General features: G+C 58.1%; 12 protein-coding genes and 3 rRNA genes. 12 read left to right on the top strand and 3 right to left on the bottom strand.

The genetic code is table 11. The features are described 5' to 3' along the window. Nucleotides 1-109: 109 nt before the first annotated feature. The 3 genes from ACP3TE_RS06390 (at nt 110) to rrf (ending at nt 5645) form a co-directional block, all read left to right on the top strand. Nucleotides 110-1635, top strand: a 16S ribosomal RNA gene (locus ACP3TE_RS06390). Nucleotides 1636-2232: 597 nt separating this feature from the next. Then, nucleotides 2233-5365, top strand: a 23S ribosomal RNA gene (locus ACP3TE_RS06385). Between the two features lie 163 nt (nt 5366-5528). Next, nucleotides 5529-5645 (top strand): 5S ribosomal RNA (gene rrf / locus ACP3TE_RS06380). The 16S, 23S and 5S rRNA genes sit together here, the layout of an rRNA operon. A 211-nt stretch (nt 5646-5856) precedes the next feature. Here the strand turns inward: rrf and ACP3TE_RS06375 are convergent. Beyond that, nucleotides 5857-6327, bottom strand: a complete 471-nt coding sequence (locus ACP3TE_RS06375) for a hypothetical protein (RefSeq protein WP_402697441.1) — start codon at nt 6325-6327, stop codon at nt 5857-5859. Between the two features lie 291 nt (nt 6328-6618). Here ACP3TE_RS06375 and ACP3TE_RS06370 point away from each other — a divergent pair, with 291 nt between their 5' ends. The 7 genes from ACP3TE_RS06370 to ACP3TE_RS06340 all read left to right on the top strand — a co-directional run bounded on the left by ACP3TE_RS06370 (nt 6619) and on the right by ACP3TE_RS06340 (nt 11034). Then, nucleotides 6619-7176 (top strand): dihydrofolate reductase family protein, encoded by a 558-nt coding sequence (locus tag ACP3TE_RS06370; RefSeq protein WP_402697443.1) that lies wholly within the window; start codon nt 6619-6621, stop codon nt 7174-7176. A gap of 210 nt (nt 7177-7386) precedes the next feature. Further along, on the top strand, nt 7387-8256 hold the full coding sequence (locus tag ACP3TE_RS06365) for a glycerophosphodiester phosphodiesterase (RefSeq protein ID WP_400343223.1): 870 nt from the start codon (nt 7387-7389) through the stop codon (nt 8254-8256). 5 nt (nt 8257-8261) lie between these two features. After that, entirely contained in the window at nt 8262-8948 is a 687-nt protein-coding gene (locus ACP3TE_RS06360) for a hypothetical protein (protein WP_402697445.1), read from the top strand. Continuing rightward, nucleotides 8929-9660 (top strand): AzlC family ABC transporter permease, encoded by a 732-nt coding sequence (locus ACP3TE_RS06355; RefSeq protein ID WP_286134236.1) that lies wholly within the window; start codon nt 8929-8931, stop codon nt 9658-9660. The genes ACP3TE_RS06360 and ACP3TE_RS06355 overlap by 20 nt, the downstream gene beginning before the upstream one ends. Further along, nucleotides 9657-9974: an AzlD domain-containing protein gene (locus ACP3TE_RS06350; RefSeq protein WP_105657874.1), complete on the top strand. Its 318-nt coding sequence runs from the start codon at nt 9657-9659 to the stop codon at nt 9972-9974. Before ACP3TE_RS06355 ends, ACP3TE_RS06350 begins: the two co-directional genes overlap by 4 nt. A 53-nt stretch (nt 9975-10027) precedes the next feature. After that, the gene (locus tag ACP3TE_RS06345) at nt 10028-10348 is read left to right on the top strand and encodes a thiamine-binding protein (RefSeq protein WP_400291005.1); all 321 of its coding nucleotides are present in this window, start codon (nt 10028-10030) and stop codon (nt 10346-10348) included. Next, entirely contained in the window at nt 10345-11034 is a 690-nt protein-coding gene (locus ACP3TE_RS06340) for an O-methyltransferase (RefSeq protein ID WP_133834982.1), read from the top strand. The genes ACP3TE_RS06345 and ACP3TE_RS06340 overlap by 4 nt, the downstream gene beginning before the upstream one ends. Here ACP3TE_RS06340 and ACP3TE_RS06335 read toward each other — a convergent pair. Continuing rightward, on the bottom strand, nt 11031-11411 hold the full coding sequence (locus tag ACP3TE_RS06335) for a hypothetical protein (protein WP_402697447.1): 381 nt from the start codon (nt 11409-11411) through the stop codon (nt 11031-11033). The genes ACP3TE_RS06340 and ACP3TE_RS06335 overlap by 4 nt on opposite strands. 152 nt (nt 11412-11563) lie before the next feature. Here ACP3TE_RS06335 and ACP3TE_RS06330 point away from each other — a divergent pair, with 152 nt between their 5' ends. Together ACP3TE_RS06330 and ACP3TE_RS06325 are read left to right on the top strand one after the other, a co-directional pair. After that, complete coding sequence (locus tag ACP3TE_RS06330; RefSeq protein ID WP_286134237.1) at nt 11564-12070, top strand: GNAT family N-acetyltransferase; 507 nt, start codon at nt 11564-11566, stop codon at nt 12068-12070. Continuing rightward, the gene (locus tag ACP3TE_RS06325) at nt 12063-12890 is read left to right on the top strand and encodes a spermidine synthase (RefSeq protein ID WP_402697449.1); all 828 of its coding nucleotides are present in this window, start codon (nt 12063-12065) and stop codon (nt 12888-12890) included. The genes ACP3TE_RS06330 and ACP3TE_RS06325 overlap by 8 nt, the downstream gene beginning before the upstream one ends. On the opposite strand, the gene ACP3TE_RS06320 is transcribed toward ACP3TE_RS06325, so the two are convergent. Next, nucleotides 12887-13396 carry a DUF2087 domain-containing protein gene (locus ACP3TE_RS06320; RefSeq protein ID WP_181148870.1) on the bottom strand — a complete coding sequence of 170 codons (510 nt, stop codon included), beginning with the start codon at nt 13394-13396 and terminating at the stop codon, nt 12887-12889. The two genes, ACP3TE_RS06325 and ACP3TE_RS06320, sit on opposite strands and share 4 nt — an antisense overlap. Nucleotides 13397-13462 lie beyond the last annotated feature (66 nt).

Here is a 13462-nt window from a genome sequence, read left to right as displayed (position 1 = left end):
GCTTGAGGCATTGCACCCCCGTGCAGTGTTCTTGAGTGTTTTATTATTCGCCAGGACTTCATTGGCTTCGCCCTTATTTTCCAAGGGGTTGCCGGTGGCTTTTTATTTTTTTATGGAGAGTTTGATCCTGGCTCAGGATGAACGCTGGCGGCGTGCTTAACACATGCAAGTCGAACGATGAAGCCCAGCTTGCTGGGTGGATTAGTGGCGAACGGGTGAGTAACACGTGAGTAACCTGCCCCCGACTCTGGGATAAGCCCGGGAAACTGGGTCTAATACCGGATATTACCTTTGACCGCATGGTTGTTGGTGGAAAGATTTATCGGTGGGGGATGGACTCGCGGCCTATCAGCTTGTTGGTGAGGTAATGGCTCACCAAGGCGACGACGGGTAGCCGGCCTGAGAGGGTGACCGGCCACACTGGGACTGAGACACGGCCCAGACTCCTACGGGAGGCAGCAGTGGGGAATATTGCACAATGGGCGAAAGCCTGATGCAGCGACGCCGCGTGAGGGATGACGGCCTTCGGGTTGTAAACCTCTTTCAGTAGGGAAGAAGCGAAAGTGACGGTACCTGCAGAAGAAGCGCCGGCTAACTACGTGCCAGCAGCCGCGGTAATACGTAGGGCGCAAGCGTTATCCGGATTTATTGGGCGTAAAGAGCTCGTAGGCGGTTTGTCGCGTCTGCCGTGAAAGTCCGAGGCTCAACCTCGGATCTGCGGTGGGTACGGGCAGACTAGAGTGATGTAGGGGAGACTGGAATTCCTGGTGTAGCGGTGAAATGCGCAGATATCAGGAGGAACACCGATGGCGAAGGCAGGTCTCTGGGCATTTACTGACGCTGAGGAGCGAAAGCATGGGGAGCGAACAGGATTAGATACCCTGGTAGTCCATGCCGTAAACGTTGGGCACTAGGTGTGGGGGACATTCCACGTTTTCCGCGCCGTAGCTAACGCATTAAGTGCCCCGCCTGGGGAGTACGGCCGCAAGGCTAAAACTCAAAGGAATTGACGGGGGCCCGCACAAGCGGCGGAGCATGCGGATTAATTCGATGCAACGCGAAGAACCTTACCAAGGCTTGACATGTGCCAGACCGCCTCAGAGATGGGGTTTCCCTTCGGGGCTGGTTCACAGGTGGTGCATGGTTGTCGTCAGCTCGTGTCGTGAGATGTTGGGTTAAGTCCCGCAACGAGCGCAACCCTCGTTCCATGTTGCCAGCACGTAAAGGTGGGGACTCATGGGAGACTGCCGGGGTCAACTCGGAGGAAGGTGGGGATGACGTCAAATCATCATGCCCCTTATGTCTTGGGCTTCACGCATGCTACAATGGCCGGTACAATGGGTTGCGATACTGTGAGGTGGAGCTAATCCCTAAAAGCCGGTCTCAGTTCGGATTGGGGTCTGCAACTCGACCCCATGAAGTCGGAGTCGCTAGTAATCGCAGATCAGCAACGCTGCGGTGAATACGTTCCCGGGCCTTGTACACACCGCCCGTCAAGTCACGAAAGTTGGTAACACCCGAAGCCGATGGCCTAACCACCTTGTGTGGGGGGAGTCGTCGAAGGTGGGACTGGCGATTGGGACTAAGTCGTAACAAGGTAGCCGTACCGGAAGGTGCGGCTGGATCACCTCCTTTCTAAGGAGCTAACCATTATTGGTTGCCCATGCTGGACACGAGTGTTGTCCGGGTGGGTTGCTCATGGGTGGAATATCAATGGACTCAATACCGGAAAACGTGCTGGCTGATGCTGGTGCGGGGTATTGGCTGTGGCCGCGTGGTGCTTGGGCATCTGCTAGTACGCATTGCAGGGGTTTTCTTCTTGCGGTGCTGGAATGCGGTGTGTGGGTGTTGCGTGGTTTGTATGGTTTGGCATGCTGTTGGGTTTTGAGGCAACAAGCCTCCTTTCCTGGTGAATGGTTGCCGGGGTTCTTCCTGTGGGGAGGGTCCTGGTGGTGTTCGCTTGGGTGAGGGGTTCTTGGTGTTTCGGTGTTTGTCCTGTGTTTGCTGCAAGGATGTCCTGTTGGATTGATGCTGGCCTTTGGTTGGTGTTGGTTTTGGGGTGTTGTTGCGGGGGTGCGGGGTTGTTGTTTGGGAACTGTATAGTGAACGCGAGCATCTTGCAGATGAGATGAGCTGGGTAGTCCTTTTCCTTGGATTGCCTGGTGTTGGAGTCTTGTCTGCGTGATTTTGTTAGATTGTTTTATTGCTCATATCTTTTGACTTTGATGTTGTGTTGAAGTTTTTAAGGGCGCACGGTGGATGCCTTGGCATCAAGAGCCGATGAAGGACGTGGGAATCTGCGATAAGCCTGGTGGAGTCGATAACCGGACGTTGAGACCAGGATTTCCGAATGGGGGAACCCCGCACCATGTTATGTGGTGTGACCTGCAGCTGAATGTATAGGCTGTGTGGAGGGAACGCGGGGAAGTGAAACATCTCAGTACCCGCAGGAAGAGAAAACAACAGTGATTCCGTTAGTAGTGGCGAGCGAACGCGGATGGGGCTAAACCGGTTGGTGTGTGATAGCGGATAGGCGTTGCATCACCGGGGTTGTGGGGTCGGCATGTACCAGCGCTATCTTGCTGGTGGGATGAGGTGCAGGCGTATAGGTGAATCGGTTGGAATGCCGGACCATAGAGGGTGATAGTCCCGTAGGTGTAATGCGTGTCTGCCGTTCTAGTGTTGATACCCGAGTAGCACGGGGCCCGTGAAACCTTGTGTGAATCTGCCAGGACCACCTGGTAAGCCTGAATACTACTTGATGACCGATAGTGAATCAGTACCGTGAGGGAATGGTGAAAAGTACCCCGGGAGGGGAGTGAAATAGTACCTGAAACCGTGCGCTTACAATCCGTTAGAGCTGGGGACTTGTTCCCTGGTGATGGCGTGCCTTTTGAAGAATGAGCCTGCGAGTTAGTGTTACGTCGCGAGGTTAACCCGTGTGGGGAAGCCGTAGCGAAAGCGAGTCTGAATAGGGCGTTTGAGTGGCGTGATCTAGACCCGAAGCGAAGTGATCTACCCATGGCCAGGTTGAAGCGCGTGTAAGAGCGTGTGGAGGACCGAACCCACTTCAGTTGAAAATGGAGGGGATGAGCTGTGGGTAGGGGTGAAAGGCCAATCAAACTTCGTGATAGCTGGTTCTCCCCGAAATGCATTTAGGTGCAGCGTTGCGTGTTTCTTGCTGGAGGTAGAGCTACTGGATAGGCGATGGGCCCTACAAGGTTACTGACCTTAGCCAAACTCCGAATGCCGGCAAGTGAGAGCGCAGCAGTGAGACTGTGGGGGATAAGCTTCATAGTCGAGAGGGAAACAGCCCAGAACGCCAACTAAGGCCCCTAAGCGTGTGCTAAGTGGAAAAGGATGTGGAGTTGCTGTGACAACCAGGAGGTTGGCTTAGAAGCAGCCACCCTTGAAAGAGTGCGTAATAGCTCACTGGTCAAGTGATTCCGCGCCGATAATGTAGCGGGGCTCAAGCACACCGCCGAAGTTGCGTCATTCAAATATTAACCTGGTTTCGATTGGGTGTTTGGATGGGTAGGGGAGCGTCGTGTGGACGGTGAAGTCGCGGTGTAAACCAGCGGTGGAGGCCACACGAGTGAGAATGCAGGCATGAGTAGCGAATGACGGGTGAGAAACCCGTCCGCCGAATGATCAAGGGTTCCAGGGTTAAGCTAATCTGCCCTGGGTTAGTCGGGACCTAAGGCGAGGCCGACAGGCGTAGTCGATGGACAACGGGTTGATATTCCCGTACCGGCGAAGGACCGCCCATACTGAGCTGTGGATGCTAACCATGATTGACGCTAGCTGTTGGTGCCTTCGGGTATCTTGCTGGTTGATGTGGTGGGAACCGATGCAGTGAGGTCAGCGTATTAACAGGTGTGACGCAGGAAGGTAGCCGAGCCAGGCAATGGAATTGACCTGGTCCAAGGGTGTAGGAAGAGTGGTTGGCAAATCCGCCGCTCATATATTCTGAGACCTGATAGGCGCCCCGTTTTCGGGGTGATTCGGTGATCCTATGCTGCCTAGAAAAGCATCGGCGCGAGGTCCAAGTCCGCCCGTACCCCAAACCGACACAGGTGATCAGGTAGAGAATACTAAGGCGATCGAGAGAATCATGGTTAAGGAACTCGGCAAAATGCCCCCGTAACTTCGGAAGAAGGGGGGCCTGCCCCGTGATGAGAACTTGCTTCTCTGATGCGGGTGTGGGCCGCAGAGACCAGGGGGAAGCGACTGTTTACTAAAAACACAGGTCCGTGCGAAGTCGCAAGACGATGTATACGGACTGACTCCTGCCCGGTGCTGGAAGGTTAAGAGGACTGGTTAGCAGTAATGCGAAGCTGAGAATTTAAGCCCCAGTAAACGGCGGTGGTAACTATAACCATCCTAAGGTAGCGAAATTCCTTGTCGGGTAAGTTCCGACCTGCACGAATGGAGTAACGACTTCCCCGCTGTCTCAACCATGAACTCGGCGAAATTGCAGTACGAGTAAAGATGCTCGTTACGCGCAGCAGGACGGAAAGACCCCGAGACCTTTACTATAGTTTGGTATTGGTGTTCGGTGCAGCTTGTGTAGGATAGGTGGGAGACTGTGAAGCTTGGACGCTAGTTCAGGTGGAGTCATCGTTGAAATACCACTCTGGCTGTACCGGTCACCTAACTTCGGACCATGATCTGGTTCAGGGACAGTGCCTGATGGGTAGTTTAACTGGGGCGGTTGCCTCCTAAAATGTAACGGAGGCGCCCAAAGGTTCCCTCAGCCTGGTTGGCAATCAGGTGTCGAGTGTAAGTGCACAAGGGAGCTTGACTGTGAGAGTGACAGCTCGAGCAGGGACGAAAGTCGGGACTAGTGATCCGGCGGCACCTCGTGGAAGGGCCGTCGCTCAACGGATAAAAGGTACCTCGGGGATAACAGGCTGATCTTGCCCAAGAGTCCATATCGACGGCATGGTTTGGCACCTCGATGTCGGCTCGTCGCATCCTGGGGCTGGAGTAGGTCCCAAGGGTTGGGCTGTTCGCCCATTAAAGCGGTACGCGAGCTGGGTTTAGAACGTCGTGAGACAGTTCGGTCCCTATCCGCTGCGCGCGTTGGAAATTTGAGAAGGGCTGTCCTTAGTACGAGAGGACCGGGACGGACGAACCTCTGGTGTGTCAGTTGTACTGCCAAGTGCATCGCTGATTAGCTACGTTTGGAAGGGATAACCGCTGAAAGCATCTAAGCGGGAAGCCTGCTTCGAGATGAGATTTCCATGCACCTTGAGTGTGAGAGGCCCCCAGCTAGACCACTGGGTTGATAGGCAGGATGTGGAAGCAAGGACTAAAGACTTGTGTAGCTGACCTGTACTAATAGGCCGATGACTTTCAACACACAATAAAACAATATTTGAACTGATGATTTCAATGCTGTTCGCGTTCACTATGCGGTTACGAGACAACAACCTCTAGCCAGCAAATACGGATGAGTTACAAGACTTTGTAGCACCGGAAAACATTGACCAGGAAACGTTTTGGTTTGTGTGCTTCGTGATTGTTACGGCGGTCATAGCGTGGGGGAAACGCCCGGTCCCATACCGAACCCGGAAGCTAAGGCCCACTGCGCCGATGGTACTGCACTCGTGAGGGTGTGGGAGAGTAGGTCACCGCCGGACTTAACTTGAGTAGATGGTTTGAGGCCCTGGTACCGTTTGGTGCCGGGGCCTCACCTGTTTAACCCGTACAGGGGCCAGGCCTGAAAGCCCGGCCCCTGTACCTGTTTAAGTACTGTACCTGTTGGCTTACGGCCTGCCTATTATCGAAGCATCGCCGAGAAAGCATCGCAATCACTTTGAGCCGCTACAAGCAGTTTACGGAGTGAGAAGACTAGTGGGCTGCTTCTTCGGCTTCAATTATTGACGCGAGTGCCAGGTCTTCGATGGTGAGCATCACGGTGCTATCCGACCGGTCAAATAGCTGCAGGGTGATGCTCCGGCCATTACAGCGCCACATGCCCACCGACTGATCTTCGTCGTCCCAAGGGCGCTCAGGAGTGCCATACAGTTGGGAAAGCTGTGCCTGCAGGACTTCGTAGCCATACTGGGCCACGGGGTCCTGGGCGTTCAGCGATCCGTAGAGGTGGGTGCAGACGCTGAGGAATTGCTGACGGTAAGTATCCCAGAAACTCACCATTTTTCCTGGCAGGCCGAGGTCTAGGCTCATCATTTGATGTGGTGAATCGTGGTCTTCGGCATCAACGTTGTTTCCGGAAACGAATCCAAGGGCACCGAACAAGACTTCACGCTCGACTTTGTTCTTCGGCCAGGGACCTTGGACCAGGCCCTGGACAACAGGCATGAGATCACGGGGACCAGGGGACAAACTTGGGGATGAGTCTGGTGGCGGCGTACTGCGAGCCTACCTTTGACGCTTAGTCTCCCGGAAGAGGACCATGAAATTGTGTTTCGCTTACAGGTCCTGCATCCAACGCAGATGCTGGGCGGACATCGCCGATGCGAAACGAGCCTGTCTCTGCTTTCGCACCGGTTGCCTGATGCTGCATCGTCGCTGCTTGACGTGACTGGCCGGCAACCCTACAGTCAAGGCACCGGGGACCTGGTGGTAAGGCCATAGCTACAGGAGCTTGCGATGGGACTATTGACATTCAGCATCAACGTCACGCTGGATGGCTGTGTAGATCATCGCGAAGGCATCGCCGACGACGAATTGCACGACTACTTCACACGACTGATGAATGCGCACGGAGCGATGCTCTGGGGGCGTGCCACCTACGAGCTGATGGAAGATTACTGGCCGGCCGTCGCTCATGGAGATATCGCAGCGCCGCCAGCTTTGCTTCGCTGGGCGCAGCAGCTGGAGGAGAAGCCCAAGTACGTTGTCTCGAGCACCCGCACCGCGTACTCGTGGAAGAATTCGCACTTGCTAAGCGGCGACCTACGCGCCTCGGTGCTGAAGCTGAAGGACCAGTACCCCAATGGAGTGCTGCTCGGTAGCGGCAAATTGGCAACGGTTCTGGACCGGATGGAACTTATCGACGAATACCACTTCCTAGTCCATCCAGTCATCGCCGGGCATGGACCAACCCTGCATGAGGCAGGATTGCAGGATTCCCGTCACCTCCAGTTGATATCAGCGCAGCCGCTGGCCAGCGGGGCAATCGCAGCCAGCTATCGGCGTGCAGGCTGATTCTCATGACGATGGCGATTTTGCCTTGGAATTCCGGGGCAGAATCAGGAAAGTGGACACCTTTTCTTGCCGGGTAACTTCGTGTTTTGCACGATGGCAGCAAGCGCTTGCATCCGCAGGCCGAAGCCACGAAAGCAGTCGAAGAAATAAGCGTCTTGGCAGAGGGCAATCTGCGTTGCCAAGGAGCGATGATCGCGTAGCGTAGGAATTATGGATACGCTTTTTTTCGCCCATCGCGGCAGCTCCCATAAATATTCGGAGAACACTCGTGCTGCCTATCTGCAGGCCATCGACGAAGGCGCCGATGGAATCGAATGCGACGTCCATCTGAGCAAAGACGGAATCGTCGTCTGCCACCACGATCCAACAGTCGACCGCACCTCTGATTCAGCCGGTCTGGTTGCCGGATTTACCTTGGCCCAGATGAAAGCCATGGACTTCACTGGAGTCGTTCCGAGCATGGTCCCGGCCGAGTACGGGGCGGAGAATGAACAGCTCCTGAGCCTCGGCGAACTTTTCGAGCTCATTGAAGCACGCGGCAAGCCAATTGGCCTGGCTATCGAAATCAAGCATCCAAGCCCCTATGGCCACCTGCTCGAAAAGGGTGTGCTGCAGGTTCTCGCAGCCCATGGCTTCGACCCGCAGACGGGCACGGCCGGCTCGCAAGGGCAGATCGCGGTGACCCTGATGAGCTTTGAGCCGAATTCCCTGCGCTATCTGGCACGCACCGTCAGCACTTCACTATTGTGCCAGCTGATGACCGAGGTCAACCCGGACTATGTCCGGCAGCTCATTGATTCCGGCGACCTGGGGCGAGCAGGTGTCTACGATGTTCTTTACCGCTCCGTGACTGAAGGAATCGAACTGATCAACGCAGGGGGAGCTGGCATCATTGGATCCGGGGTCGCCTGGACCCGAGCCAATGAGCATCTTGTGCGCCGATGGCTGGAACAAGGGCTGAAGGCGCGCATCTGGACGGTTGACCGTCCCGCGGATGCGCAATTCCTGGTGGACCTGGGTGTCGGGGAATTGACGAGCAACCGCCCGGCAGAACTGCGCAAAGAATTGGAGCTGAGCTAGGCCACATGAACACCGGAGAAATCGCACAGGTCAACCTGTACCTGCAGGACACGTACATTTTTGCTGCGGAGGCCCGAGTCATTGCAACGGGAAGCGGCGAAGACGGGCAGTGGATTGCCCTGAGCCCCAATATCTTCCATCCCCGTGGTGGAGGCCAGCCCGAAGACTCAGGCACCGTGGACGGGCTGCCTGTCTCAGTCCAGCGCGACGCGAATGCACTGGTGGTCTTGTACGGCGCCGGCGCCCGGCAGGTGGGTGATCAGGTCCTAGCTGAGATCGATGGCGAGCTGCGCCTTTCCCATGCCGCATTGCACACCGCAGGGCACGTCCTGGGCTTCGCTGGCGAAGACCGCGGCTGGCAGCACCAGGGCCACTCGCACTTCCCTGGGCAGTCGCGCCTCGACTTCGATCCGGCCAGCGTCGACCTGCCATTGGGCGATGAGAACGAACGGGCCGCCGCCAAGGCCTGGCTCCAAGGACGCGTCGATGAACTCATCGCTGGCGGCGGAGAAATCACAACGGCCACCGATGCTCAGGGCATCCGTACCGTGAGCATCGCCGGGGTGAATGCCGAACCTTGCGGTGGCACCCACGTGAAGCACCTGAACCAGCTGCAGCACGTCGAGATCGGCGACGCAAAGGTCAAGCGCGGTGTCTACAAGGTCAGGTACGATGCACGCCACGTCCGCTAGCTGGTTCACTCCGGCGACCAGGATGGGCCTTTCCATCGCGATCGCCACCGGGCTCTACGGCATTTCCTTCGGGGCCCTGTCCATTGCTGCAGGACTGGATCTGTGGCAAACCGTTGCCTTGAGCGCCTTGATGTTCACCGGCGGATCGCAGTTCGCCTTTATCGGCGTGATCTCAGGCGGAGGTGCTGCCTCGGCAGCGTTCTCCGCCGCTTCGCTGCTGGGAATCCGCAATGCCGTGTACGGGATGCAGATCAAGCAGGCATTGCGGCCTTTGGGACGGCATGTGCCCTGGATGGCCCAGGTGACCATCGATGAATCCACCGCAGTCAGCTTGGGGCAATCGGACCTGGCCGAGAAGCGCCGTGGTTTCTTCACCGCCGGGGTGGGCGTCTACGTCCTGTGGAATCTGTTCACCCTCGTCGGAGCCTTGCTCGGAGAACGCATGGGGGACCCCGCGGCTTGGGGGCTCGATGGCGCCGCGGTCGCCGCCTTCATCGGTTTGCTCTGGCCGCGCTTGAAGTCAGTTGAACCGGTCATGATCGCGATTGCGGCCGCAATCCTCACCGCGCTGGCTGTGCCGGTCACCGCGCCGGGCTTGCCGATTCTGGTAACCGCGGCCTGCGCTGCGATCTACGCGGTGGCCACCGGCCGCCGGACCCCGGCTGCGACCGAGCACGGCGATCTGGAAAGCATTGAGGAGGACCAGCCTTGAGCGAATTGAGCTGGTGGATTCTGGGAGCCTGCCTGACGGCCTACGCAATCAAGCTCTGCGGCTACTTTGTGCCACGCAAGGTTCTGGACTCGCCGACCATGTCCCATGTCGCGGCCACGCTGACCATTGCGTTGCTCGCCTCGTTGGTGACGGTCAATGCCTTCACCTCCGGGCAGGAACTGGTGATTGACGCCCGTATCGGTGCGCTCGCGGCGGCGATTATCGCACTGGCTTTCAAGGCACCCTATCTTGTCGTCGTTGTCGTCGGTGCTCTGGCGGCCATCGTCTTGAGGGCGAGCGGACTAGCTGCCTAGATATTGCCTGCAAGGCGGGTGACAAGCACAAGGCGTAGTGGGACAGTGGAAGCATGATTGTAGCTTTCTCCGTAGCCCCAAGTAACGACAACCCCAACGGTTCGGTCCACGATGCAGTGGCCGAAGCGGTGAAAATCGTCCGCGATTCTGGCCTCCCCAATCGCACCAGCTCCATGTTCACCGAGATCGAAGGTGAATGGGACGAAGTCATGGAGGTAGTCAAGCAAGCCACCATGGCCGTTGGCCGATTCGGTTCGCGCGTATCGCTGGTGTTGAAAGCCGATATTCGGCCCGGTTACGAAGGTGAGCTCGATGGCAAAATCCAACGCCTGGAGAAGGCTATTGAGGATAGTGAGGAGAACATGTCGTCATGATCCACCATTCTGCAGAGCACCATGCCGCAGCCGTCGATGAATATTTGGAACAGGCGCTGGGGTTGCGCGTTGATGCCTTGGAGGCAGGCCGGGAGCATTCCCATAGTGCCGGGCTTCCACGGATTGAAGTCAGTCCTGCCCAGGGAAAGTTCCTCCAGCTGCTCACCGAGATCACAGGTGCCCGGAGGGTCCTCGAGATCGGAACCCTCGGAGGCTACTCCACCAGCTGGCTCGCCCGGGGCGTCGGTGCAGCTGGTACCGTCATCAGCTGCGAATTTGAACCCCTGCATGCCTCGATTGCGCGTGAGAACTTGCAGCGGGCAGGGCTTTCAGAACGTGTTGAAATCCGGTTGGGGGCCGCTCAGGGTTCCATGGATTCGCTGATTTCCAAACGCGTTGCACCATTTGACCTGATCTTCATAGATGCCGATAAGCGCAACAACGTGCCCTACCTGGAACGCGCACTGGAGCTGGCGCATTCAGGCACCGTGCTGGTGCTCGACAACGTGGTGCGCAGCGGCGCGGTCTTGGATGACCCATCCCGGCATGGGACGCAAGAAGCCGATGTTCGCGGAATCCAGGACTCTTTGCGGTGGTTGCGCGATGACCCGCGCGTATCAGCCACGGCGCTGCAGACTATAGGCGTCAAGGGGTGGGACGGGTTCGCGCTAGCGCGAGTCCTCTAGGGCGTTGGATAGCGCTCGGGGCGCTCGAATTCGAGTTCCCCGGCTTCATCGTGCTTGAACGGCGGCGACTTCAGGATCAAGAAGTACACGCCCAATCCGCAGAGAAGACCCATCGGCGGGCCGACCCACAGGGCATAACCGGTATTGCGCACCAGCCCCGCAACTACCGGGCCAACCAGCATGGGAACGATGTAGTAGTAGTGGTCCGGTTCGGCCGGGCCCCAGAAGCGTTCGAACCTGGCCAGAATGCTGAAGCCGGCGGCTAGGAGAACGCATCCGAGCAAAATCACCCAGAAGGTCGAGGAAAGGCTGATGGTCAGGGTCAGGGAACCGACAAGGCCACCAGTCAAGGCAGCGTATTTTGTATTCCGGTTCAAGTCCGACCCCCCTTTGAGCCAAAAAGTTTACGACTACATGAATAGTTTTTCAAGCATTTGGACAGTCCGCAATACTACTTTAGTAGGAGGGGGCCTTGGTGCGTTGGAAGAAAATAGCGAAGTCACTGCCGTAGGCTAGAGAAGTGCCGCAAATGAACGACTACCGAATCCGACTGGCTACTGAACAAGACGTCCGCCCAGCGCTGCAAATGAAATTGCAAGCCTGGCGAGAAGCGTACGCCACACTTCGCGATGAGTCCTTTTTCGCCCACCATGAAGGCCAACTTGATGGCCAGACAGCCTGGTGGGAACGCGGGCTGGCATCCGGAGCGCAATTCTTCATCGCGGAAGACCGTGATGGCCGCATCATCGGGCTAGCCGGTGGAACTCCGGCCATCGAAGAAGACCAGGATGCCGGAGTGGACGTCGAATTGGGCATGCTCTATGTCCTGGAAGAGTACTACGGTACCGGACTGGGCCAGCACCTCTTCGATGTTGTCCTTGGACAGCACGACGCCCTGGTCTGGGTCCTGCAAGGCAACGAGAGGGCCCTGGCCTTCTTCGCGAAGCAGGGATTCACGCCTGATGGAACCAGTGAAGCCCTGACTGGCAGCTGGGATGGCTTAATCGAACAACGAATGGTGCGCGCGCGTGGCTAGGGATGCCAAGGAATCAATGCTCGGAGAGTATCCGATCGACACCGGAACGGCGATCATTGAAGCTGATCCCTACGGCGCCAGCCGCTATATCCTGAAGGTCAACGGCGTGCCCTCCTCCCATGTGGACCTGGAGGACCCGGCCTACCTCGATTTCGAGTACATGCGCTGGATGGAACCGGTCTTCGCCATCGGTTTCCCGGCCGGGCAATACGACGGGCGCGCCCGCAAGCTGCGCGTGCTCCACCTTGGCGGAGGTGGCTGCTCCATGGCCCGCTGGGTCGCGGCCAGCTATGAAAACGCCCGGCAGGTCGTGGTGGAGCTGGATGCCAAGCTGGCCGAGCTGGTGCGCGTCCACTTCGAGGTTCCGCGCGCTCCGCTGGTACGCCTGCGCGTGGGAGACGCAGCCCAGGTGCTGCCCACCTTGAGCGATGCGAGCCGCGATGTGATCATCCGCGATGTCTTCGCCGGGAGCACCACCCCGCGCGTGCTGACCACGGCGGACTACGCCCGCGAAGCCCAGCGCGTGCTGGATGCCGGGGGCGTCTACATCATGAATTGCGGCGATACCGCGGACCTGTCCGGCGCCAAGGCGGAAGCCGCGACGCTGCTGGAGGTCTTCGAGCATGTGGCCATGATCGCCGACCCGCCGATGCTCAAGGGCCGGCGCTACGGGAACATCGTGTTCCTGGCCAGCGACGAACCGCTCAAGCTCGGCCCTGCATTCGAACGCAGCCTGCGCACTGCGCCGTTGCCGGCGCAGCTGGTTTCAGGGGCGGCAGTGCAGCGCTTCGCCACCGGGGCCGTGCCGGTTACCGGCTAGCTCCCGGGGCCCATCCGGTATCCGCTCCCGTCTGCTGCGCGCTGCAGCAGGCCGTGGTCAACCATGTAGCGGCGCAGCAGCGCGACGTCCGGGTGGAATACCCGCAGCCGTTCATTGAGCTGCTCTTCGCGCAGTTCGTCCCCGGCTCCTATCACCGCATTGCGCAGGTAGACCAGCACTTCATGGCGGTCCGCTGGTTTCGCCGGGAGGCTATGCAGCCGGTGCCCGTCGAAGAAGCGGCGGATCCCGACGCGGTCGGCCTTCGCGGCCGAGGCCGAAGCCAAGGTCTTCTCCAGCAGTTCGTCGTTCAGCGCCCAGCCGGACCCCTCTTGGCGCAGAAGCCCGATGCTGGCCCAGCGCTCCAAGTCCTTGCGTTCGGACTTATTGGCCTGCTCGGGTACCCCGTGCCCGCTCAATACGGCCCCGAGAAGCCGGCGCATCGAGGGGTTCTTCAAGCCTGCGGCCACCTGGATCCACTGCCCAGCGGTGTTCTGCTGATCGCTCATAGAGCCCATCCTAGCCAGTGCCCGCCGGGACGGAGGCAAAAAACGCCCCGCCATCGCCGGAGCAAT

This window comes from Glutamicibacter sp. 2E12, assembly GCF_050030965.1.
GTDB lineage: Bacteria > Actinomycetota > Actinomycetes > Actinomycetales > Micrococcaceae > Glutamicibacter.
Note: the sequence above shows the minus strand (reverse complement) of the source record. Positions and strands in the feature narration are given on the sequence as shown.